This is a genomic window from Psychrobacillus sp. (genome assembly GCF_032154225.1).
Classification (GTDB): Bacteria; Bacillota; Bacilli; order Bacillales_A; family Planococcaceae; genus Psychrobacillus.
In genome coordinates, this window is the sequence record NZ_JALDYF010000008.1 from 17,035 (window position 1) to 39,005 (window position 21,971).

Below are 21,971 nucleotides of genomic sequence, written 5' to 3' on the forward strand. Positions count from 1 at the left end.
AACCTAAAGGAAGTGGCATCGGTTAGATGGGAGTTTTCCTTTAAGTTTTTTTATTATCTATCTAGATCGGTATATCTTAGTCTAGTTTTTGGACACAACGTACCTTGAGAGTTTTATACCTTTACTCACTTCTGTAGCATAAGAACGATTTATTCCTGACGCAACAATAATATCACTAACTTTATATCGTCTTTCTTGAATTACTTCAGCATATTTCACTCCAAATAAATGGATATTAGCAACTTGATAACCATCTGGAGCATTTTCATACATACTTTTTAGTATTAAACCTAGTTCACTCTTTGTCATAGTTCATCCTCCAGTTTAGTAAAGTAATCCTACTTTTCATTTCTATTAAATAACTTTATATACTATCAACTCCCTACTTCTATAAATTCTAGTTTATTCTCACTTTCGTTATAGACATACTTAATTAATCTCAAATTCGACCAATGCATTGTGTTTGCTGGTCGACGTCCTTTGACAAAAGTGCGCTTTCCTATTTCTTCTTTCAAATTTACTACTTCCTCAGGAAATCCTTGGGCAATTATAAATGCTTCAATCATTGAATAGTCGCCGAAACTGTATTCTTGATTTATCCAGTCAACGTACTTCATCAACTGGTTGATTACCTCTATATCAGCAATATCCTTCTTTATCTCTATCGTTAAATATTTAGAAATAGTTGGAAAACCAGGGATAAATCTGTATCCAAAAACATCCATCTTATCCATGTAGTCTACTGGCTTAAAAGGTGAAGAAACAACTTGATGTGATAAGTAATCCCATTTACCAAAGACCCCATTTTGGCTCGCTTTTATGTAATCAATTACCCCTGCTTCTATAGCCATTTCATGTCTAATTTTTCTCCCGTCAGAAGCCAAACTTAAAATATTTTTGGCATTCACTATGTAATTTTCATTCACTAAGTTTTTTATTCGAGTATGCAGACTGCCTGATATAGAAAAAATATTTTGTGGATTAGTAATTTCAAGTTCATTTGTTTTAAGAATAATATCAAACAATGCTTTATTTTCAACATCATCTATTTTTATAAAAGACAATTTCCATAATACACGCAGCATTTTAAACGCCTCTGGGTTGGAAGCTAGTACATCATCCATATCAATCCCATTATTAAAAAAGTGTGGTGCACTATTAAATCTACATATAAATCGATTGGCTAGATTAAATGAAGATTTGTTCAAGATCATTTTGTCTTTTAGATTTGAAAATCCTTCTGTAACTGGAATATCTGCCCCTGGAAAGTTTAAGTGCTTACATTCGTTATTGATATTAATAAGTTTACCGATTCCATATATCTTTCTTTTTATAAAAAAATAAACATTGTCTCCCTCAGACATAGATAAGAAATCAGCAAATGTACCTTCATGAGAAATTCCCCAAATGTTCTTTTCTGGGATTTTCAAATTAGTACTATAAACTCCGTTTTTAATAATTTCATTTAATGATTCGATACTATCAAGAGTAAAAATATAACCTGCCATTAATTGTTCTCCTCGTCGTTAATCACCGATACTATGTATTCTTTATCAAACCAAAATGCCTGCTTTGCAATCATTTGGCCATCCGGTAAAAGAGTTTTGTCTTGTCCATTTCTTCCTTTAGGTCGAATATGGCAAAGACCATTAGTACCTGCAGATGGTAAATTATTTTTTGCTACTATTTTTCTTCCCCGCTGAATATTATCAATATGTACTCCTGAGATAAGTTGTTTCTGAAGACTAAAATAAAAATCTTTCAAAGTCACTTCAACTTCGGCGATTGGCATATTCCATAGTTTGATACCTTTAAAAAACAACTCCCTATTTTTATTTTCTACTTCTGTTTCTCTAAACTCAAAAATAACAAATAATAATTTTGTTTCTTCGAAGTAGTTCTTAAGCCAACTTTCTTCCCACTTTTCTTTCGCCCATTCAAGAAAATCCACATTTTTAAATGACATATGTTCACAGGGTTTTCCATTCTTATCTAATCGAATCGTTTTAAATTGAATATTAGCTTTTGAAAATTCTTCAATATCATCAAGTTTTGTTCCTTTTACCCCTAATAAAGCACTTACGAAATCAGGCACAAAACTTTTCGCTTTATTAATCGTAATATTATTTTCTTCTGCAATTTGTGTAAGTGTTTTACCTATATGAGAACGAAATCTACCCTGTAAAATCTCTTCAAAAGTTCTATTTTTTAATTCCTGCTTATTAGTAATAGAAATCATATCTTTGTTCGAAATAACTTTTCTTGCAACACCAGTTATGTAACTTGCTTTTAAACTATAGGCCCTTTGCATGGCAGGTGCAGTATTGAATGGTTGAGTTCTTAAAGAATCCTTATTTTTACCTTTCGTACATGCACCTAGATATATTGTATCCGCTTCAGAAAGCTCATGCGCTTTACCCATCTTAATTTTATTTGTTATGAACTCCCAATCTTTCTTAATAATATGCAGGTCTTCTTCACTAAAAGTTAATAGGTGGCTTTTTAGAACTTGATATTCCGAACGATGAATTTCAGGAATCCATTGATAAAACATAAGCAATATTTTTTCGTTTTTTGTCCAAAAACTCGAAGTCTCAAATGTATTTAGTACCTCTTTATGATAGTTAATAATATTTAATACTAATCGTTCTTTAGCAGAAATTGTTTTGTTCTTATTTAGTTTCAACGCAGTAACCTTCAATTCTATGCCTAAATTAGCGAAATCAGCTTCTGACTTAGAATTAATTTCATACCCAAAGAAACTTTCTTCTATTATTTGTCCAAGTTGCCCTTTTGACTTGGGATTAGCAATTCTTCCACTTCTATCAATCTCGCCAAAGGTTTTCCCTTCTGCTTCTTTCGCCTTATATAAGAGTACATCCTCAGTTTCATAGAACATCGTTCTACCTCCCATAAAATCTAAATATTAACAGTATTTTATCATATATAAAAAAAAGCCGATACTTGTAGTATCAGCTTTACAAAGACAATTCTAATTGAACGTCAGTTTTAACATTAATTTTTTCTATCTCTTCAATTCTATTACCCATACGTTCTATCAATCCAACAACAAGCGCATTTCCCATACAAAAATACCGCATGCGGTCTGACATAGTGCTTGTCCAGTTATCTTCAAATCCATTGAGACGCTCACATTCTAAAGGAGTTAAGAAACGTTTTCGACCATTTACCTCAATAATATGGGTGCTCCTGTTAGTCGAACCCTCACTTGTTAACATCGTTCTACCCGGCTTGTCTAAATCATCCGTTGGAGACATTCCTCCTTCAGAAAATTGGTAGACATGACCTTCAGCTGATTTTCGTTCTATTTTCTTAGGACCGCGTAAATAAGCAAACTTTTCACTAGTTGATTCAGACAAATAGAACTTTTCATCCACTTTAGATTCATCAATAAGAATATCTCGTAAAGTTATTGTTCTTTCTTCTACTGGTATAACTTGTGTAGTAAAAACATAACCACCCTTCATATATCCAGCCGTGTGGAATCCAAATGAAAAATTGTCCGATATTTCCACAATATCTGTCGGTAAAGTAACAGAAGTTATTCTATCCTTATAAGGTTCAATTTGGACTGGAAAAGGCTTAGCAAAAAAACCTTCTTTAAAAACAATCTGATCTTCTGAATAGTTATTTTGTGCCTGTTCAAAAGCAATCCCGTTTTTATATGCAAAAATAAAAACTCGTCTTCTTTTTTGAGCAAACCCATATTCCGCTGCATTTATAACGCGCCATTCTACTGTATAATTTAAATCTCTAAACGTCGCTAACATTACAGCAAAATCTCGACCACGCTGGGATGAAGGTGATTTTAATAAACGATCTACATTTTCTAATAAAACATACTTAGGTTGTGTTTTTTCTATTACTCTTTTGATTTCCCAAAACAAAACTCCCTTTTTACCTTGAAGCCCTTTTTCTCCGGAAAGAGTACGTGCGACAGAGTAGTCTTGGCAAGGAAATCCTCCAACCACTAAATCCGGTCCTAAATCTATAAAAGTTTCATTCGAAACCTTCGTTATATCTTCATTTGAATGTATTCCCGATTCAAAATTGTGTACATAGCAATCGAAAGCATCTTGTGCTTTTCGAGATGGTTCCCATTGATTACCCCAAACCACTTCAAATAATTCAGGGTTCGCTTTTTTTAGTCCTAAGCGAAAGCCCCCGACACCAGCAAATAATTCAATTACATTAATTTTAGAATTTTGCATATACGAACACCCTTTCGTAGTTTCAATCTATTATACAACATTTCTTCTAAAAGATCAAGATCTTTTGCTCTTTTTTTTGCGAAATCTAGTTTTTATAGACGTTTAGAAGGAGATTGTTAAAAAAAGATATTCTGTCCGCTACCTAGCACTACATCAATGCAGTAACTATATTTAAACCGATGTATGGTGATATAATTAAGGAAACCCAAGACTGAGGTAAAGAAAATGATGGCTAAGTACAGACCGCGAGGTAATAAATATTGAAATTTCAATCTATCGAAGAGTTACTAAATAAAACAAAAGAAATCCTTGGGAAAACTTTTGGAGAAATCGACAAACAAGGCTTGCTTCAAACAAAAACACAGGATAAAGGAATTTTAGGTAAAGTCGTTGAAACAGGATTCTACGGATATCCTTTAAACAATCTAGCTCAAGCAGATTTTGAGTACATCGGTGTAGAACTTAAAGTATCTGGTTTTAAAACTTTAAAAAAGGCCAGGTGGTCTGCAAAAGAACGAATATCACTTAGTCAAATTAATTACAACTCTATTGTTCATGAGCCCTTTGAATTTAGCAGTGTGATTACGAAAAATCGAAAGTTATTATTCGTTTGGTATGAATACATAGATGGGGTTAACCAAAAAGATTTCATTATTCACGATTTCCAATTATACGATTTATCGAAAGTAGAAACTGTTATCCAAAATGACTACAATATGATTCAAAAAAAAATAGCGAATGGTTTTGCACACGAACTATCCGAAGGAGACAGTGTTATTTTAGGTGCTGCTACAAAAGGAGCGTCTGGCCAAACACAAAGCCAACCATATTCATCAATTCCTGCCCCAACACGAGCATTTTCTTTGAAAAATTCATTTTTAAGAGGGGTGCTCAATGAACATAGACAAAATCAACCAACACAATTAACAATACAACTAACTCCTGAAGATTGGGTTTGGGACAAAATCAAGTCTTATAAAGGATTGAAACAATTAGATATTTTAAAGATGATTGACCCAACGTATGTAATAGATAAAACTCCTAAAAATATTAGTGACATGCTAGTAAAGCGTATTATTGGTAATAAAAAAGAACTTGAGAAGCTTGAGATTTTTAGTAAATCTACATATGAAATTAAGAGTATTCCGATAAAAAAAGACTATACACCCATCGAAAAAGGAACCTTCCCCACATTAAATATCAGTCATTTTGAAGACAGCTGGGAAGAATCAGAATGGAAGTTATTCTTTGAAGAGAGTACTTTTTTATACATAGGCTATATTGGAAAAGACCAAGACAATAGAAACCTATTAAACGGAGAGCGAATCCTTCATTGCTTATTTAAAGTAACATATACCGCAGATGAAATTGAACGCTTCGGTGAAACTTACAACCTTATAAAAAAGGCAATAGTACAGAATGATATATCTTTGCTTCCGACAGCAACAAAGTATCATGACATCCCGCTTGTCATTTCAACAAAAGGAGCAAAAAAAGGGGCATATGAACTTTTTTTTGCGGGTAAGAACAAAGCTTGTTTTATGTTTAACAAAGAATTTTTGCAACAAAAATTCAGAGAGTCAAAAGTGGTATTGTAGACTTGATTTTAATCAATTTAATCAGGCGCTTTAAGATAAAAATCCTTTTTTTAACCAAAAGGATTTTTTATTTTGTCTCAGTGCCTACCCTCTCACCTAATCATCCCCACAAAATGCCTCAAAACCCTAGCAGTCAATCCCCATATCGTATACTTCCCGTAATCATAAAACCATTCCTCCATCACCCGTGTTCTCCATTGGTATTTATCGCCGTTCATTATTTTTTCGTAAGGGAAATCGCTTGAAGGCATTGGTTGAATAGACACTGTATGCATATAAGGTTGATAGTTCAATAACCACTCAACAGGGATCGTGAATACCTCTTCCACCTCTTGTTTGTTAAACGAATGGATTGGATGTTGATCGATGGTTGCTACAAATGGATAGACAACGAAGGATGATGATGGAATATATGCACTCATCTGTCCTAGAACGTTGATAGTTGCCAGATCGATGCCTAATTCCTCATGAGTTTCTCGTATGGCTGCGTCTAACGGGGATGCATCTGTTGGATCGATTCTGCCGCCTGGAAAGCTAATATCACCTGGTTGGTTTCTCATTGTTAGTGATCGTACTTCGAAAAGGACATGCCATTCTTCATTCACTTGAACAAGTGGGATTATAATGGCAGAACGTAATGCTGTTTCCTCTCCGATAAATAGAGGCTGCTTTTGATTTATTTCATTTTTCAGCTTATCCAAGTACATGGAATCTCCTCCTAAACATTCAAAGAATATTCACAAAAGCATTGCTTGCAAATACTCCACCTAATTTTATTTCTTTCTATTGATGTTGGTTGATTCTTCATTCTAGATCCTCTTCCCATATCCAATCAATAGAATCATGTAAATAGCATAATGGTAGCCCCACCTGATTCATCTGCACCGGCGAATAAGCGCTCTGCGAAGATATTGTATGTTTGCTCATCTGTGTCGCGTGCCGAAATTATACCCAGCTTTCACAATAGCTTTAATTACTTGATCATGAAAGGAATGCATATTCAATTTTCCTGACAGGTAATAGGTTTTTCCTATTTTAAAAGTAGTAAAGTCACATAATTGCTTAATTTTCGTTTCATTCATCGAAAAATTCATTTTCCAATTCTTTCTCGATCACTCTTTCGGTTATCTCTTGTATCGGTTTAATTGGTTATATTTTAGCACGTTTGGGCAGACAACTTTATTTAGATATTCTTTATACGCAGGACACTAAAATAAGAAAAGCACATCAACTTTATAATTGATGTGCTCAGACTAAAGAGAAAAGGTTTCACAAGTGGCAAGATTATTTAAACATTCTTAATTTCCATTTTTTCCCACTTATTCTGTAGATTTTTTATATCATCTCAGAATACTCCTTGATTAACAGAAAGAGGAAAAAGTAACAAGAGGAGGCTCGATGGTTCGCCCGCGGAAAGTAAGTATCTTTTTCACGATTCAATTTCACTCTTTTCAGACTTACTTCACAATACCTTCATACTCCTTAGAAGTTCTTACTTCTATCGTAAGGAAGCCATTGCCATAGATTGCTTTTATTAAAAAAGGTGCTTCTCTTGTATTTTGAAATCTAAAATCTAATGCACCATATGAAACAGTTGCATCTCTTCCTTTTGGAACATAACCTATATCTAATGAATGATGATGTCTTTCAACATATTTTACGGGTAATTGATCCACTACGTTAAAAAGTGTGGAGGACGTTTGGCAAACCCCTCCCCCGATACCCATAACGTGTTTCTTATTAATAATTTCCGGTGCCGGTTGGTAGCCGTTTGCTTCATCTCTCGGACCTGTCATCTCGTTAAACGAGAAATAATCCCCACTTCCAACGATTACATTATGGATTGCCTTCGCTGAAATTTCTATATTTTTGTTCCTGTTTACATCCGAGGGATTAAAATAAGTTGTATAAGAAGCAATTATTACTTCCTCTAAACGAGGAATATCTTCCATATTATAACTACTTTCTGTCACATACAAAGGAATTTCAACGTTGTTACCAGTAATTGATGCCTCTATAATTCTATCGACTAATTCACTTTCTTTTAAAATAATCCTCGGGTTTCCTTTTATGATTTGACCATCTTCATCCATTTTATCAAGAACCATTCTCTTATCATAACCAGCTTCTGTTTCTGTGCCTCTTGCCAACTCATAAGCTAATTTTTCAATTTCCTTTTTATATGTTTCGATATCTGTTTCATATCCTAAATCTTTCGGTGATATAGTTTTTATTATTTCTAATGTATTTGGATCAACAATATTTACAACTAAAGGCTTTATTTCCTTTACAGCTTCTCCGTTAAGAGTAACCGGATTATTTGGTTCCTCAATCGGTTGTTCTTGTTCATCCGCATTTGTATTTAATTCTTCATTTACTGATTTTCCAAGACAACCCGCTAGTCCTATTGAACATAAAATTACCAGTGCAACAATCCAACTTTTCACACTATCTTACTCCCTGCTATAAGGTATTTCCAATTAGACATCTTATTCAAGTAGTAGTGATAGTGTGAAATGTGCGCACATAGTAGCATGCGTCAGTGTCCTATGAAATAAAGCTGCCCCGGTTTTTATGCGAGGCAGCGCAATTTTTTCTAAATGAATTATCATCATTGTTCAAACAATCACGTTTGTTTCGGTGCCCATTGTTTTGGCTGCATCCAATGGCGATGCATCTGTTGGATCGATTCGACCACCTGGAAAACTAATATCACCTGGTTGCTTTCTCATTGTTAGTGATCGCACCTCGAAAAGTCCATGCCATTGTTAATTCACTTGAACAAGCGGAATCATAATAGCGGAACGCAACGCTGTCTCCTCTCTTCATTAGAAGCTTTACCTCCAATTGTAGATGTAATTCAAGGTAGAATACCGATTTTGTTAGACAGTGGTATTAGAAGAGGATCAGACGTTATTAAAGCACGTGCTCTTGGTGCCTCAGCGGTTTTACTATGCAGACCCTTTGTCTATGGATTAGCTGTTGAAGGCGAACAAGGTGTTCGACACATTCTAAAGGACTTTATAAATGATATCGACACCTCCTTGGCGTTAACAGGATGTTCGTCCATGAGCCAGGTTAATGATTCTCTAATTCGCAGAAAGAAGTGAGGCTGAAGCGACAAAATAAGCACCCACTTTTGGCGCTTATTTTAAATTTGTTTCTAACAGAGATGCTGCACTCCCGATTAAATAGCCTACCTTTTTAACAACTAAGTCCCTCTGCTTTATTTATCTACATTAGAAACCGACTCGTCAATAAACTCATCAAGACATTCCTCGCAAATACAATGTTTGTGCACGCTTTCAGGTGGAACATGTTCGAAAATTTCAGCCGGGAATTGTCTATTATCACACCAGCAATTTCCTACGTCTTTTTGATTATTATTACAACACTTATTGTTCTTACCACAAAGTGGGCAAGACTTCTTGCTGATCGTTTCACTCATCTTTCTACTCCCCCGTAGCATTCCCATTGTAAATTTTCAACGGTTCATTTTCCAAATAAAAGATCAGAAATTCCAACTAAATACCCCAAGATTTCAACTAACAATCCATATTTTCCGACTAACCTACCTTAGTTTCGTGGTATGTATATCCAAATTATAGCATGGTGGCTGGAAGTATTAAGTAAATCAATCAGGATATTTTTTCATAAGAAAAGCACACCAACTTTATAAATAGCTTCTCCGTGCCCTCCCAAAAATTTGTTTGGAAGATTGATCGATTATGCGCGAAGATCGATCGATTCTACATTTTTACCGAAATATTAAAACTGTTTAAGAAAAGCACAAGCGTCCTTTAAGTGCAACTTGTTCTTCACTAATTCCCGAGTGCTTTGGACGAGACATTCGCTATACTATTAACGGGGGATTTTCAGAGGAGCTTATGGCAAATGTTTGCCCCTCTCCCTCTTGGATTGTTGATGCTCTTCGCTTACTTTTCAATGGATACTACCTATTTTTCTCTGTATCCACTTACTATTATCATTCACTATAGAAGGTATTATTCTAGTGGTTTGGAGAAGCGTCCGCTCGACTCCTGCGGGAAAGCGGGCGGTAAGCTTCAGGAAACCTTATTTATCTCCATCAAAAAATAATTAAAAATACCTGAAAATCGGATTTCTGACATACTAGTTTCGTATATTTCTAATCTTTCTATAAAAAGCCAGCATCGTATCAGAAGTTACGATGCTGGCTTTACTACATATCCTATTTAATTTTAAAATGAGAAATTTGTTCTTTTAAATGCTCCGCCATTTCATGGAGTTGGTTAGCTGTTCCGAACATCTCTTCCATGGAAGCCGACTGCTCTTCTATAGAGGAAGCTATATTTTGCGTATGATCTGACGATTGTTCTAACGATTGAACCGTCAAGTTTGTAGTAGCTAACACTTGCTCAGACCCTGCTGAGATTTCTTCAACCGTTGCAGCAACAGACTGCATTTTTCCAGTCATATTATTAATTAATAAAGCTATATTTTCGAAAGTGTCTCCAGCAATACGTACTGCTTCTGTTTCTTTGTCTATTTCATCTACTACTTTAGATATAGACACTACAGATTGGTTCGAATCCTTTTGCATTTCGTTAATTAGCTGGGAAATATCGGTAGCTGAATTTGCAGCTTGCTCCGCTAAATGACGGATTTCTCCTGCTACAACAGCAAATCCTTTTCCATATTCACCTGCACGAGCTGCTTCAATTGCTGCATTTAGAGCAAGTAAGTTAATTTGTTCAGAAATATTTGTAATAACCTGTGTGATTTGACTTACTTCATTCGAGCGATGGTGCATCTGTTGTGTTATTTGCATAGATGCTTTTGCTGATGTATTTATTGATTCTATTCCTCTTACTGTTTGTTGGATAGTAGTGTTTCCTTGCTCTGCTTCTTTAGATGCTTCTAAGGCTTCATCTGAGACATTCACAGTTGAGCGAGAAATCTCCAAAATCCCATCTGAAATTTCTTGAATAGCAGCTTGGTTTTCTGTTGCACCACTTGTTACCATTTCACTACTCATCGCTACTTCTTGAATAGCACTTGAAATTTGATTGATCACGTCTGTAACTTGACTAATACTTTGTGACAGGTCATCAGAACCGGATTCAACATGAATAGAGGTAGTGGAAACATGATGAATTGTTTCCTTTAATTGTTGTTGCATACGATTAAAGCTATTTGCTAATTGCCCTATTTCATCCTTGCTATCCATTGTTATTTCTTTTGTTAAATCACCTTGTGCTACTAATTCCGTGAAACCTACAAGTGTAACTAATGGTTTAGCTATTCTTCTAGAAAGAATTAGAGCAGTAACATAACTAATCGCTATAAATAAAACAGAAAGACCTATGCATAAGATGAGAAGCATTTTCTCTAAGTCTAATATAAAATCTGCATCCTGATCTAGACCTAAAACTGAATCAGTTCCTTCAATTTGTAAAAAAGTAGATTTATGTGCTCCATAATCATCTTCATAAAAGTCACTTATGACCATATCCGTTGTTGTAAGTGCTTGTGATTGGTCCTCCGTAAATGCTAAAGGAGTTAAGTGATCCTCTGCATTGCTAAGGAGTAAAATTACCTCTTCTCCGTTCACTTTACTCATAATATAAACACTTTCTAGATTCATCTTTTTCTGGAAGTCATTTGCTTTAGATAGCATTTCTTCATATGCTGTTCTATCTGTTTTCGCTTTATGGACCATGTCCGCGTCAAATAGCTCATTATATTTCTCCATCTTCATTGTCAGACCATCCTCAAATTGAGGAACGAGATGCCGTTGGATTATAAAGTCGGAAACCATAAAAAGTACTAAGCTAAAGATGATACTAAGTAAGGTAACTGGAATTAGGACAGCTGACATAATTTTTTTGCTAACAGATTTTTTTCTTTTAAACATTGGTAAAAATCTCCTTTAAATTAAAAAGCAATTATTTCTCTCTAAATAGTAGGATATATAAATATGCGCTAACTTTTAAACGAGCTCAAGTTCTTTCATTGTTAGAAAATCGCTTAAATCAAGACTGAGAATTCGTTTGTTTTCCTCAAAATTCGACGCTTTATGAAATACGACGGAGAAGGTTGAATATGCATTAAAATCCATCGGACGATATGCAAGGATCTCTTGAAAATGTTCCTTAAATGCTTCGTGATCAACGGATTCAATCGCCTTGCAATCAATCGAAGGATCAAATTCTGCACAGCAAAAGCTATAAATAGAATCATCCATATTCTCCATAATACTATCCCAATCTGGTTCTAATTGATTGAAGTAATATTCGTAAACATTTACATTGTATGCATATACACCAAGCTCAGTAGTACCGATTCCTGCAAAACGTAGTGGGTTTGCTTCGATTGGAACAACGAGTCCTTTGCTATTGATGCGAACTTCAATATGCACGGGCACTGATAGTAACCCAAATATTGGACCTATACTCTCAAGAAAGTCCTCTACTTTATGTAACACTTCTTTTAACACTTGTTTACTCGTATAGTAAATTCTATCGCTCATATCTTTCTCATGACTGAACATTCTTTTGAAAAGATTCAGAATGACGGGTTTACCATCTTCTGAATAATAGGCATCGATTGCGTATTCGTCGCCTTCGATTAGCTCCTCAATAATCAAAGTTTGACTGTCAATAACATCCTTTGGATAGGCACTACCAGCCATCGACATATCTTCTTTAAGCATGTTAATCGAATCGATAAAATCTTCCTTTTGATCAATACGATAAACACCAATGCTTGAATAGCCCACAACAGGTTTAATAATGATTGGGAATGGAACGGAATTCATGTCTAAATCATCTAGTTCTGCAAAAGTAATTTCTCGAAAAAAGAATTCTGGGAAATGTTTTGTTAATACTCTTCTAAATTCAGCTTTATTTTTTAATGTCGCTGCAATAGTAGTTAAGTAATGATTCGGCAAATACTCATTTAAAATACGTAACCCATTCTCTGAATTAAAAAGTAGAGGCGATTGAGTATTTTGGAATTCCCTTAGAAAGTCCTCTTTTTTAGTAATAGTTAATCCCGATTCATTTGGAATAGATACATCGTTCACTTTAATAATAGGAATTTGAAGATTTTTAACCGATGTAGAAAGTAGAATAGATACGTAAGGCTTATCAAGTATAATCAATTGTTGTCCTCCTTAAGTGTTTTACCTAGATGTAAAAAAATATTAGAACACTATTTGGCAGCCCGGCTATCATAGTAGGTAACTACTTTAGACCCGTAGCTTTGCGTCCCTATTTTTCAATAGGTTTGCCCCTTCGAGGGATATGGATATATGTATATAGCCCCTTTAACAAAGAAACCAATGGATCTATTATCCCAGAAAAATATTGGTAAATATATGTTACACTAAAAATACCAAATTATTGTTATTATCAAATATTCTTAATCGTTAAATTATAATAATTTCCACCTTAAGAAAAGCGCAGATGTCTTTTAAACAACTTTAAAGGGTGATGCTACCATTCATAAGTAGTAGATCACCCTTTGTTATTTACATCAAAATGAAACGACTTTATTATCCTTATAGAACGGAAATCGGAATAGTTGCTTTCGGTACAACGACTTCGGTGAAGATCGATCGATTCTACATTTTTACCTAAATATAAAAAATGAGCGAAAAAAAATAAGCCGTTGCATATGCAACGGCTTATACTTTTACCTTTTCGATAGTCAATCCATCGTTATATCATATTTAAACTTGTCACTGCGATACATTATTTTCGTATGTTCCAATACTTTACCGGTTTCCAGATCTATACAGTCACTTTCCACGACGATAAGTGGCACCATACTTTTACAACATAATAATTGTTGTTCATTAGAAGTAGGAAACGTAATACTTAACAAGCTTTTTTTACTTGTAAACTCCATGAAACCAAGTTGCTCATAGTAAGCAAACATTGACTCGATTTTTGGTCCGTCTTTCGCAATTGTTGGGAACATTGTTTCACTGACATACGAATAATGAATGGCTATCGGTTCGTCGTTTATATAACGAATTCTCCCAACATTATAGACATTATCTTCTTTTCTTGCATTTAGCTTTTGAAAAAGTTGCTCGTTATAAGTGACTTTCTCACATGCAATATTATGTGTTTTTAAATCATGTCCCGCTTGTTTCATTTTTTCCGTAAAGCTCGTTTTTCCTGTTAAATGTAGCTGAATTTGAGTAGATTCTTCTTTTAAATATCGACCTTTTCCTTGTAACGAATAAATGTATCCCCGTTCTTCTAATTTCGTCAGTGCATTCCTTACCGTCATTCTAGGTACTCGATATTTTTTAGAAAGTTCATTTTCAGAAGGCATTTTTTCCCCATGTTCAATAGTCTTTGAAACAATTTGATCCATTATGTCATCAATAATTTGAGTTTCCATATCCGCTGAAATTGGAATCATCTCCCCTTAGATACATCCTGTACACTTATTTTTATTATAACTATAACAAGGTAGATGAAGCTTAACTTTTTTTATAATGTCACCCTAGTTTACGGCATAGGATTGATAGACCATGCAAAGCCAATCATAAAGAAGAAGAAAAAAGTGATGAAACCACTTATTGCTAATCCCCAAAGTGCAAACGTCCGATTTCTCTTATTTGTGAAAAGGCCTGCCAAACCAAAAATCATAGCCCCTATAAGACAATTTCGAATAATTCCAGTTGGCATAAAAGAAGAATTCACGATTAACGCTACATTAATCATGAAAAGAGCAAAGAGAGCCAATAGAATAGAAATAGTGCCTGTTACCGTTTCTTTCGTTCGAAACGGTTGATTTTTCTTTCCCTTTACGAATGCCAATTCCATAACCTCACTTCTCCTCTTTTCATTCCTCTAACAAAGGATTCCTCTTGTAACTTCAAAACTTCCTTAGTAGGACCTGTAACTACTGCCCCATAAACTTTAATACCATTTTGTTCAACATACTTTAATCGTTTTGTTAAATCGAGTTCCTTTGATCTTGCAACCATTGTCGCCACATCTTCATGCTTTTGTAAAAACTTCAAACTATCTAAAAAGTTCTTTTCATTCGACTCTTCTCCGTTAAATGGAGACCAAGAATCTGGATCAATTTGTGCTGGGAATCCGATTGGAGAAACGTATACTCCATTATCAGCTTGTTGAATATGCTCATTTCCCGTATAAACTGCATACCAACGAAGCTCCATATTTTTTCCTTCAAATAATTGCTCTAGTTCTTCTATTGAATATTCTTTATCAAATGATAAGTATGCTTCGGCTACTGTACCTTCCGGAAGACCTTTCAGCTTATCCCATTCCTCATTTTCATTGTAAGTCAGTGATGCTTTTGGATGGACTAACTCATCGTTGAAATAAGGAATTTTCTTTGGAGGTGAATCAACATTATACTGACTAGCCGGTTGGTCCGCTTTATTGAATAAAAAAGGAATGGACGTATCGCCAAATCGAATCATCTCTTTTCCAATTTTTTTCTCCAAGTTTAAGTGAACATCCATTGAAAAAATGTCAATTGTCGTTTCTACTTCTCTTTCTTTTACACTTACATTAGGCTCAGTCAAATATATTGTTTTATCGGCTACTTCTATTAATTCGTTTGCTCGCCCTCCAATAGCATAATAACTAAACGAAAAAAGTGTCAAAATAGGCAAAATCAATAAAAGGATCGCAAGTATCGTTACAACAATCGTCAACTTTGCACGTGTCTTCCCTTGCTTCATGATTTTTTGCTGTTGTTCTTCAGAGATTCCAAAATTCTGTTCTTCCAAGTCTTTTTTTGCTCCATTAATTAGATTCTCATACGCTTTATCCTTATGATTCATGTATTTCCATCCTTTCTTGTAGCATCTTCCTTAATTTTCTTCTTCCTCGATGTAAATGACTTTTCACTGTATTAATATTTTGAACAAGGATTTCTGAAGCCTCTTTATAAGAAAAATCATGTACATCACAGAGCAGAATGGCTTGTTTCTCATTTATCGGAAGATCTTCTATCAATGTCAATAGTTTTCCATATCCATCTTTCTCCAGAACTGTTTCTTCCGTTAAATCCTTTGCCACCCAACTAGATAGAAGTGGCGTATCCGTAAGCACTACCCTTTGATCTCTTCGTATCGAATCGATGAACACATGATATCCTGTCTTAAACAACCATGGTTTGACGTATCCTTGATAATCATCTATATGAAGAAAAGCTCGATAAATTGTTTCCTGTACTAGCTCTTCCGCTCTATAATGATCTTTTGAAAGGGATAGCAAATAGCGGTACAAATCATTCACATACAACCGATAAATGTCTTCAATTTCCATGTACCCGCCTCCATTCGTACAATCAACGCAGAACTACATCTAAAAGTTGCAAATTTTTTTATTTTTTAATAAAAAAAAGCCAAAAACACGTTATATGTTTTTGGCTCAATTGAAATTAGGGTTATCGACGATTGAATACATTAATATCATTCCAATCAAAACTACTACTCCAAAAATAAGCGCGAGCAGGCTTTTATCTGAGAAATATAGCGCAGCGGCTGCAAAAGCAAATATAACGAATTGCAGTATGATTCGCACTGGAACAGTCACTGGAAAAGTTGCTTTTGGAGATATAAATGTACCCCAAAAGATCGCGATTATAAGAGGGGTCGCTATACCGAATAATATTTTGAAAAACCTGCCTCGGTCTATATGAAATCCCCAAAAAGCGAAGGCCGCTAATGCGCATATTTCCATCAAGAAAAATATACTAAGCACGGAGTATTGAACAATTAGCACGTTTAAATGGCACCTAATTTCTTCTCTACTTTTTTAACATACTCATCTAACTGTTCGGCGGGATGAAATACCGTGCTTCCATGGCATACTTCTAATCTTAAAGGTTTTAGCTCCCATACAATGTTACTACTTTTAACCGCTTCAACCATATTAGCTGTAAACATAGGGGGACGAAGCTTTCCTTTTTTAGAGGTAAAAAGGTCACCGGCTAGCAACACTTTATCTTTTTCATGGTAATACACAACATGCCCCGGAGAATGACCAGGTGTTAGAAAAGGTATAAGTCCACCTATGGTTTTCAAACTTCCAATTTCGTCTTCTAAAAGGGGCTGAGTTAGTTGTTTCGGTAAGTTTTGTTCTAGTTTCTTTCGTTTCGGATAAAGTAGTTCCCCTTCTAAATATGGAATTTCTATTCGATGTGCAAATACTGGCACTTTACTTTCTCTCAATATTTTCTTTACAGCTCCAACATGATCAACATGACCATGAGTTAAGAGAATTCTTTGCAAAGGTCCAGCGTTTAATTGTTTAATAAATTTCATAATTCCTTTAGCCATCATCGGCATCCCTGCGTCTACTAATGTAATTCCATCCTCTTCTACTACAATCCACACATGAATGGGAACTAACATCCACGTTTTCAAACTCCAAATATGCTCAGAAACTCTTTTTATCTTCATCATCATGTCCCCTTACTTTAATTTTTCTTTGAAGCCTAATAAAAGAATTTCTATAGAGAGGTCAAACGTTGATGTCAATCTGTCCATTAATATTTCGAGCGGTTCATGTTGATACGAATATGTACTTAAAATACCATTTAGGTGGTAGTAAAAAATACGGGAAAAGGTCAATAATTGCTCACCGTTTGGAAAAGAAAGACATTCCTGAATAACAGCCTTCATAAGAGCAAAAATTTCCAAACGAAGCTTATTAATTTCCAGCTCAGGTACTTCCTCGTCTATTCTTGAGGATTTTGCATTGAAAAAAATATCGTACATATTTCGGTTGTTTAGGCAAAAGTAAATATATTCACGACTAATTTCTTTTAGTTTTTCTTCCGGTGATTGCGCTTTTACATTCGAAATCCTTTGCAATTGTTGATGTAATTCATGTAAGGAAGGCATTGAAAGTTGGTGTAGCAATGCTGCCTTATCTTTAAAGTAAAGATAAATCGTTGTATGTGAGCATCCTGCATCCTTTGCAATTTCTCGTATCGTTACGGAATCGTATCCTTTTTTAGCAAATAATTTTCCTGCTGATTTTAAGATTTGGTTTTTCGTTTCTTCTGATCGTTGTTCTTGTTTACTTTTCATCATCAAATCTACTCATTTCTCCTTTAGGTAACTAACCACTGGTTACAATATAACCAATGGTTACCTAATTGTCAATATTTCTATTGCCATATTTTTCATTTGCCTAATGCAGCAAATTGAAATAAAAAATAAAGGATAAAGATCAGATGTTATTCTGAACTTTATCCTTTTCTATTTGGAACATACTAGATGGTGAATCACTTTACTTCATTAGGAAAATATCGCTAAAACTTTAGGTTTATTTAACATTAAAGGTATTTAGAAATAACTTGTTTTAACTTTTCTTTTAAGTACGGTGCATCTTGTGCGGATATGGAAAGGCGGATATGGCTTTCATCCATTTCAAATGCTTCGGAAAGGAAACCTCCAAAGCCTCTCGCCTTACGGTCTACTTGCATAAGAAAATCTGCTGATTGCTCAGATTGCGATATAAAAACTATCTCTACTTCATCTAACTTTCCTCTGAAAGCACCGCTTGTAGGAACAAATTCAAATTCCTGCACAAATGGATACTGCGTGCGAATTTTTCTGGAAGCCTGTTCACATTCTGCTTTTCGTAGCTCAAAGCCTAATTGCTCTACCGCTCCTAAAATTTGACCGGCAAGCTTAGATGGACGAACTTCTATGAAATCTTTATCTTCAGGGTCTGCTGCATTTTTAATATCTAAACCTGTACTCACCCATACTTGTGTTTTTCCAATTGTAACTGGAGTGTTAATCGGAAGCTCAATAGTAAATGGTATTACTTTTGTTTCGTTTGCGCCAATTGTAAATGGCTCGTTAACTTTATACTTTTGTACTGCAGCAACTTGCGTGTATTTTCTATCATCCGACTCTCTAATATATGTTGTATTTACTGTTAAATAAATAGAGTCCACTTGCTGCTCTAAACTTCCTCCATAAACCTCCACTTCTCCTTTCATTGTTTCTCCGGCAGTATACGTAGACTTTTCTAGCTTCGTATCTACTTTTGCTCCACCTATTCCAAAGCTAGCGAGTACTTTATTAAAAAATGACATCTATTCATGCTCCTTTACATTGTTTTATTACTGTACGAAAACGACATTTAAAAGTTTCAAGGAAAGAAATATTTCTTGTCACACTGATTTGAAAGGTCTATCATGAATAAGTTCCCTATGTCGAATAGGGTTTATTTATGTAGAAAGTTTGGTGGAAGAAAATTGAATACGAAAGCTTTCATTTTAGCGTCTATGACGGTTCTTATATGGGGGTCCTCTTTTGCAGCTATAGGTGCCAGTTTAAAAGGTGGCTATTCTGCAGGGCATTTGGTCTTAATTCGTTTTATCATTGCTTCATTAATATTTGTCGTTATTGCTTTATGGCCAGGCGTTAAGTTTCGATTGCCGAAAAAAGAAGATATTTTTAATATTTTACTACTTGGCTGGGTAGGAATTAGTGTTTATCATATATGCATCACTTTTGGTCAATTAGCGATTTCTGCCGGAACTGCTGGTATGCTTATAGGATCAGCTCCGATTTTCACGACAATTATTGCTGTTATCGTTTTAAAAGAAAATCTGGGGACGACCGGCTGGCTTGGACTCGCAGTTGGCTTCACGGGAATTTTGCTCATTGCATTAGGTACCGGTAGTTCAGCTTTTAGTATTTCTCCAGGTGTTTTTTTGGTTTTTATTTCTGCTATTGCAACATCCATATTTTTTGTCTATCAGAAACCATTATTCAAAAAGTATAATCCGATTGAATTAACAGCTTACTTCACATGGGCTGGCACGATACCATTTCTCATTTTTTCACCTGGTCTTGTGCAGGGCATTCAACAGGCAACACTAGAAGCTAATATTTCAGCGGTATATCTTGGGATTTTCCCTACTGCTGTTGCTTACCTTACTTGGGCTATCGCGTTATCTCTTAGCAAAGCTAGCTCTGTTTCGAGCACATTGTATCTAGAGCCGGTCATTGCCATTTTTATAGCATGGGTTTGGTTACATGAATTGCCGACACCGATTTCCATTATTGGAGGAACTGTTGCTATTTCAGGTGTACTTATTGTGAATATATTCGGGAAAAAGCAGAGTTTAGTTCGAAAAGGAATTATGAAATCTGTATCTAATGAATAGACCCCAAAAGACCTAGGAACTTGTTTCTTGGTCTTTTTATATTTAGACCATAAGCGCAAGAAAGAGGACGAAATTTACTCCCACTACTTGTTAAAATGAATTACATCATTCATTAGGAGGAAGTAGTATGAACAAAATTGAAATGTTTAATAAGCTTCATCATTCAGAGGAATTTTTGTTTTTAGGCAATGCATGGGATTTACTTTCAGCTTTAACTTTAGAAAAAGCTGGGTTTCAAGCAATTGGTACGACTAGTTGGGGCATTGCTAATTCACTTGGTTTGCAAGATGGTGAACTTGTAGACTTTGGTGAGCATTTACGCATTATTCAAACGATCGCTGAGCATGTAACAATTCCAGTCTCAGCAGATATTGAGGCTGGTTACGGGGACAATGTTGAAAGGATTGTGCAAAATGTTTTACGCACAGCAGATGTAGGAGTTGCCGGTATTAATATTGAAGATTCCTTCAAAAAAAAGAATGGACTAAGAGATATTGCCGAGCATGCACACCTTTTATATAAAATACGTCGTGCTTTAGATGAACGAGGATATAAAGATTTCTTTATTAATGCCCGAACGGATACATATCTTCAAAAGGAACAGCCACTTTTAGAAACTATCGAACGTGGAAATGCATACGTCGAAAGTGGAGCAAGTGGAATTTTTGTTCCTGGTGTATTATTAGATGAAGACATTCGTGAACTTGCAGTAAAAATTCAAGCACCACTGAATGTTTTATCTTTACCTGGATTAACTAATTGTAATAAGCTTAAAGCATTAGGAGTGCAACGATTCAGCTTTGGAAATGCATTATCTGACAAAATCATTGCTTTTATGGACATGAATGCAACACAACTATTCGAGTTAAAGGATACAGAATCTTTATATTCATAACTGAAAGGGTGGGAAGGTGCATGCTAGCTACAGTCAATCTTTCATTCGAAGAAAAATGGGAAAAGATTATTGCTTGTGACCAGACATATGACGGATTATTTTATACCGCTGTGAAAACAACAAAAATATATTGCCGCCCTTCCTGCCGTTCTAGAAAACCGAAGAAGCAAAACGTCAAGTTTTACCTCGATCGAAAACAAGTAGAAATAGATGGATACCGAGCTTGTAAAAGATGTAAGCCAGAAGTAGATCACTCACCAAATACCCAGCTAGTTCAAAGCGTTATCGCATTTTTGATCAACCATTCAAATGAAAAGATTATGCTAAAAGATATCGCTAATCATGTTGGATTGAGCGCCTATTATTTAGAACGACTTTTCAAACAAGAAACACTCGAAACGCCACGTATGTATTTAGAAAAAATAAGAATAGATAAGGCAGCTTATCTGTTGAGAAATACTAATAAAACAAATTTAGAAATATGTTATGAAATAGGCTTTCAAAGTACATCTAATTTTTATAAAGTGTTTCTCCGTTTCAAAAATTGCACTCCAAGTGATTATCGGAGAAAGGAGGTTTCAATATGACAACGTATTTTCAAGTAGATTATCCAACTCCAATCGGGGTTTTAGAAATTGTCGGGACAAGCAAAGTTATTACATCTATACTTTTTGCAGATCAAGAGGTGGTTGTACATACACTTACCGCGGAAACTCCGGCAGTTTTACAAGATTGCTATAATCAAATGGATGAATATTTTCAAGGAAAGAGACAACAATTCACTTTCCCACATACTAGCACTGGTACTGAATTTCAAAAAGGTGTGTGGAATGCATTAATGACAATTCCTTACGCTGTAACTGGATCTTATAAAGATATTGCTATTGCAATTAACAATGAAAAAGCGATTCGTGCAGTAGGGAGTGCGAATGGTAAAAATAAGCTAAGCATCGTAGTTCCCTGTCATCGAATTATTGGTTCAAACGGAAAGCTGACTGGCTATGCAGGTGGTCTTTGGAGAAAAGAATGGCTACTGGAGCACGAACAGAAGTTTCAATAAAAATAACC

23 protein-coding genes, 1 pseudogene and 1 riboswitch are annotated in these 21,971 nt (G+C 35.1%); of the genes and pseudogenes, 6 read left to right on the forward strand and 18 right to left on the reverse strand.

What is annotated here, in order from left to right; genetic code table 11:
- Positions 1-81 precede the first annotated feature (81 nt).
- The 4 genes from RUH95_RS12040 to dcm all read right to left on the reverse strand — a co-directional run bounded on the left by RUH95_RS12040 (position 82) and on the right by dcm (position 4,232).
- Positions 82-309 (reverse strand): HTH-like domain-containing protein, encoded by a 228-nt coding sequence (locus RUH95_RS12040; protein ID WP_313893125.1) that lies wholly within the window; start codon positions 307-309, stop codon positions 82-84.
- 65 nt (positions 310-374) lie between these two features.
- On the reverse strand, positions 375-1,508 hold the full coding sequence (locus RUH95_RS12045; protein WP_313893126.1) for a PDDEXK family nuclease: 1,134 nt from the start codon (positions 1,506-1,508) through the stop codon (positions 375-377).
- Positions 1,508-2,899, reverse strand: a complete 1,392-nt coding sequence (locus RUH95_RS12050) for a Sau3AI family type II restriction endonuclease (RefSeq protein ID WP_313893127.1) — start codon at positions 2,897-2,899, stop codon at positions 1,508-1,510. Before RUH95_RS12050 ends, RUH95_RS12045 begins: the two co-directional genes overlap by 1 nt.
- 79 nt (positions 2,900-2,978) lie before the next feature.
- Positions 2,979-4,232: a DNA (cytosine-5-)-methyltransferase gene (gene dcm / locus RUH95_RS12055; RefSeq protein WP_313893128.1), complete on the reverse strand. Its 1,254-nt coding sequence runs from the start codon at positions 4,230-4,232 to the stop codon at positions 2,979-2,981.
- A gap of 260 nt (positions 4,233-4,492) precedes the next feature.
- On the opposite strand from dcm, the gene RUH95_RS12060 reads away from it, so the two are divergent.
- The gene (locus tag RUH95_RS12060) at positions 4,493-5,830 is read left to right on the forward strand and encodes a Sau3AI family type II restriction endonuclease (protein ID WP_313893129.1); all 1,338 of its coding nucleotides are present in this window, start codon (positions 4,493-4,495) and stop codon (positions 5,828-5,830) included.
- A gap of 92 nt (positions 5,831-5,922) precedes the next feature.
- Here the strand turns inward: RUH95_RS12060 and RUH95_RS12065 are convergent, their stop codons facing one another.
- From RUH95_RS12065 to RUH95_RS12075, 3 genes and pseudogenes are all read right to left on the reverse strand, one after another.
- Positions 5,923-6,537, reverse strand: a complete 615-nt coding sequence (locus RUH95_RS12065) for an NUDIX hydrolase (protein ID WP_313893130.1) — start codon at positions 6,535-6,537, stop codon at positions 5,923-5,925.
- 750 nt (positions 6,538-7,287) lie between these two features.
- On the reverse strand, positions 7,288-8,277 hold the full coding sequence (locus RUH95_RS12070; RefSeq protein WP_313893131.1) for a VanW family protein: 990 nt from the start codon (positions 8,275-8,277) through the stop codon (positions 7,288-7,290).
- Positions 8,278-8,484: 207 nt separating this feature from the next.
- Positions 8,485-8,652 (reverse strand): annotated as a pseudogene (locus RUH95_RS12075) (NUDIX hydrolase); the annotation flags it as partial.
- Here RUH95_RS12075 and RUH95_RS12080 point away from each other — a divergent pair.
- Entirely contained in the window at positions 8,608-8,940 is a 333-nt protein-coding gene (locus RUH95_RS12080; protein ID WP_313893238.1) for an alpha-hydroxy-acid oxidizing protein, read from the forward strand. The pseudogene RUH95_RS12075 and the gene RUH95_RS12080 overlap by 45 nt on opposite strands.
- Positions 8,941-9,056: 116 nt before the next feature.
- Here RUH95_RS12080 and RUH95_RS12085 read toward each other — a convergent pair whose 3' ends face one another.
- The 11 genes from RUH95_RS12085 to RUH95_RS12135 all read right to left on the reverse strand — a co-directional run bounded on the left by RUH95_RS12085 (position 9,057) and on the right by RUH95_RS12135 (position 18,928).
- Complete coding sequence (locus RUH95_RS12085; protein ID WP_313893132.1) at positions 9,057-9,278, reverse strand: cysteine-rich CWC family protein; 222 nt, start codon at positions 9,276-9,278, stop codon at positions 9,057-9,059.
- Between the two features lie 762 nt (positions 9,279-10,040).
- Entirely contained in the window at positions 10,041-11,726 is a 1,686-nt protein-coding gene (locus RUH95_RS12090; RefSeq protein ID WP_313893133.1) for a methyl-accepting chemotaxis protein, read from the reverse strand.
- A 75-nt stretch (positions 11,727-11,801) separates the two neighbouring features.
- Positions 11,802-12,974, reverse strand: coding sequence for an ATP-grasp domain-containing protein (locus RUH95_RS12095; protein ID WP_313893134.1), 1,173 nt, complete (start codon positions 12,972-12,974; stop codon positions 11,802-11,804).
- A gap of 53 nt (positions 12,975-13,027) precedes the next feature.
- Positions 13,028-13,114: riboswitch (cyclic di-GMP riboswitch) on the reverse strand.
- A 408-nt stretch (positions 13,115-13,522) separates the two neighbouring features.
- Complete coding sequence (locus RUH95_RS12100; protein ID WP_313893135.1) at positions 13,523-14,248, reverse strand: GntR family transcriptional regulator; 726 nt, start codon at positions 14,246-14,248, stop codon at positions 13,523-13,525.
- Between the two features lie 89 nt (positions 14,249-14,337).
- Complete coding sequence (locus tag RUH95_RS12105) at positions 14,338-14,655, reverse strand: hypothetical protein (protein WP_313893136.1); 318 nt, start codon at positions 14,653-14,655, stop codon at positions 14,338-14,340.
- A complete protein-coding gene (locus RUH95_RS12110; protein ID WP_313893137.1) occupies positions 14,637-15,650 on the reverse strand; it encodes an anti-sigma factor in 1,014 nt (337 codons plus the stop codon). Before RUH95_RS12110 ends, RUH95_RS12105 begins: the two co-directional genes overlap by 19 nt.
- Positions 15,640-16,137, reverse strand: coding sequence for a sigma-70 family RNA polymerase sigma factor (locus RUH95_RS12115; RefSeq protein WP_313893138.1), 498 nt, complete (start codon positions 16,135-16,137; stop codon positions 15,640-15,642). Before RUH95_RS12115 ends, RUH95_RS12110 begins: the two co-directional genes overlap by 11 nt.
- Before the next feature lie 105 nt (positions 16,138-16,242).
- Positions 16,243-16,554, reverse strand: a complete 312-nt coding sequence (locus RUH95_RS12120) for a YrdB family protein (RefSeq protein WP_313893239.1) — start codon at positions 16,552-16,554, stop codon at positions 16,243-16,245.
- A 44-nt stretch (positions 16,555-16,598) separates the two neighbouring features.
- Positions 16,599-17,276: an MBL fold metallo-hydrolase gene (locus RUH95_RS12125; RefSeq protein ID WP_397469503.1), complete on the reverse strand. Its 678-nt coding sequence runs from the start codon at positions 17,274-17,276 to the stop codon at positions 16,599-16,601.
- Positions 17,277-17,288: 12 nt separating this feature from the next.
- A complete protein-coding gene (locus tag RUH95_RS12130) occupies positions 17,289-17,912 on the reverse strand; it encodes a TetR/AcrR family transcriptional regulator (RefSeq protein ID WP_313893140.1) in 624 nt (207 codons plus the stop codon).
- Positions 17,913-18,157: 245 nt separating this feature from the next.
- On the reverse strand, positions 18,158-18,928 hold the full coding sequence (locus RUH95_RS12135) for a sporulation protein (protein ID WP_313893141.1): 771 nt from the start codon (positions 18,926-18,928) through the stop codon (positions 18,158-18,160).
- Positions 18,929-19,090: 162 nt separating this feature from the next.
- On the opposite strand from RUH95_RS12135, the gene RUH95_RS12140 reads away from it, so the two are divergent.
- From RUH95_RS12140 to RUH95_RS12155, 4 genes are all read left to right on the forward strand, one after another.
- Positions 19,091-20,008 carry a DMT family transporter gene (locus tag RUH95_RS12140; RefSeq protein ID WP_313893142.1) on the forward strand — a complete coding sequence of 306 codons (918 nt, stop codon included), beginning with the start codon at positions 19,091-19,093 and terminating at the stop codon, positions 20,006-20,008.
- Positions 20,009-20,135: 127 nt separating this feature from the next.
- Entirely contained in the window at positions 20,136-20,903 is a 768-nt protein-coding gene (locus RUH95_RS12145) for an isocitrate lyase/PEP mutase family protein (RefSeq protein ID WP_313893143.1), read from the forward strand.
- A 20-nt stretch (positions 20,904-20,923) separates the two neighbouring features.
- Entirely contained in the window at positions 20,924-21,490 is a 567-nt protein-coding gene (locus tag RUH95_RS12150; RefSeq protein WP_313893144.1) for a bifunctional transcriptional activator/DNA repair enzyme AdaA, read from the forward strand.
- On the forward strand, positions 21,487-21,963 hold the full coding sequence (locus tag RUH95_RS12155) for a methylated-DNA--[protein]-cysteine S-methyltransferase (RefSeq protein WP_313893145.1): 477 nt from the start codon (positions 21,487-21,489) through the stop codon (positions 21,961-21,963). The genes RUH95_RS12150 and RUH95_RS12155 overlap by 4 nt, the downstream gene beginning before the upstream one ends.
- The last annotated feature ends 8 nt before the right edge of the window (positions 21,964-21,971 follow it).

Excerpts from the sequence above, each read along its gene's own strand:
- RUH95_RS12145 (WP_313893143.1), top strand. The coding sequence starts at position 20,136 with ATGAACAAAATTGAAATGTTTAATAAGCTTCATCATTCAGAGGAATTT.
- RUH95_RS12130 (WP_313893140.1), bottom strand. The coding sequence starts at position 17,912 with ATGATGAAAAGTAAACAAGAACAACGATCAGAAGAAACGAAAAACCAA.
- RUH95_RS12105 (WP_313893136.1), bottom strand. The coding sequence starts at position 14,655 with ATGGAATTGGCATTCGTAAAGGGAAAGAAAAATCAACCGTTTCGAACG.
- RUH95_RS12100 (WP_313893135.1), bottom strand. The coding sequence starts at position 14,248 with ATGATTCCAATTTCAGCGGATATGGAAACTCAAATTATTGATGACATA.
- RUH95_RS12155 (WP_313893145.1), top strand. The coding sequence starts at position 21,487 with ATGACAACGTATTTTCAAGTAGATTATCCAACTCCAATCGGGGTTTTA.
- RUH95_RS12085 (WP_313893132.1), bottom strand. The coding sequence starts at position 9,278 with ATGAGTGAAACGATCAGCAAGAAGTCTTGCCCACTTTGTGGTAAGAAC.
- RUH95_RS12110 (WP_313893137.1), bottom strand. The coding sequence starts at position 15,650 with ATGAATCATAAGGATAAAGCGTATGAGAATCTAATTAATGGAGCAAAA.
- RUH95_RS12050 (WP_313893127.1), bottom strand. The coding sequence starts at position 2,899 with ATGTTCTATGAAACTGAGGATGTACTCTTATATAAGGCGAAAGAAGCA.
- RUH95_RS12150 (WP_313893144.1), top strand. The coding sequence starts at position 20,924 with ATGCTAGCTACAGTCAATCTTTCATTCGAAGAAAAATGGGAAAAGATT.
- RUH95_RS12090 (WP_313893133.1), bottom strand. The coding sequence starts at position 11,726 with ATGTTTAAAAGAAAAAAATCTGTTAGCAAAAAAATTATGTCAGCTGTC.
- RUH95_RS12115 (WP_313893138.1), bottom strand. The coding sequence starts at position 16,137 with ATGGAAATTGAAGACATTTATCGGTTGTATGTGAATGATTTGTACCGC.
- RUH95_RS12125 (WP_397469503.1), bottom strand. The coding sequence starts at position 17,276 with ATGAAGATAAAAAGAGTTTCTGAGCATATTTGGAGTTTGAAAACGTGG.
- RUH95_RS12135 (WP_313893141.1), bottom strand. The coding sequence starts at position 18,928 with ATGTCATTTTTTAATAAAGTACTCGCTAGCTTTGGAATAGGTGGAGCA.
- RUH95_RS12120 (WP_313893239.1), bottom strand. The coding sequence starts at position 16,554 with ATGGAAATATGCGCATTAGCGGCCTTCGCTTTTTGGGGATTTCATATA.
- RUH95_RS12045 (WP_313893126.1), bottom strand. The coding sequence starts at position 1,508 with ATGGCAGGTTATATTTTTACTCTTGATAGTATCGAATCATTAAATGAA.
- RUH95_RS12065 (WP_313893130.1), bottom strand. The coding sequence starts at position 6,537 with ATGTACTTGGATAAGCTGAAAAATGAAATAAATCAAAAGCAGCCTCTA.
- RUH95_RS12040 (WP_313893125.1), bottom strand. The coding sequence starts at position 309 with ATGACAAAGAGTGAACTAGGTTTAATACTAAAAAGTATGTATGAAAAT.
- dcm (WP_313893128.1), bottom strand. The coding sequence starts at position 4,232 with ATGCAAAATTCTAAAATTAATGTAATTGAATTATTTGCTGGTGTCGGG.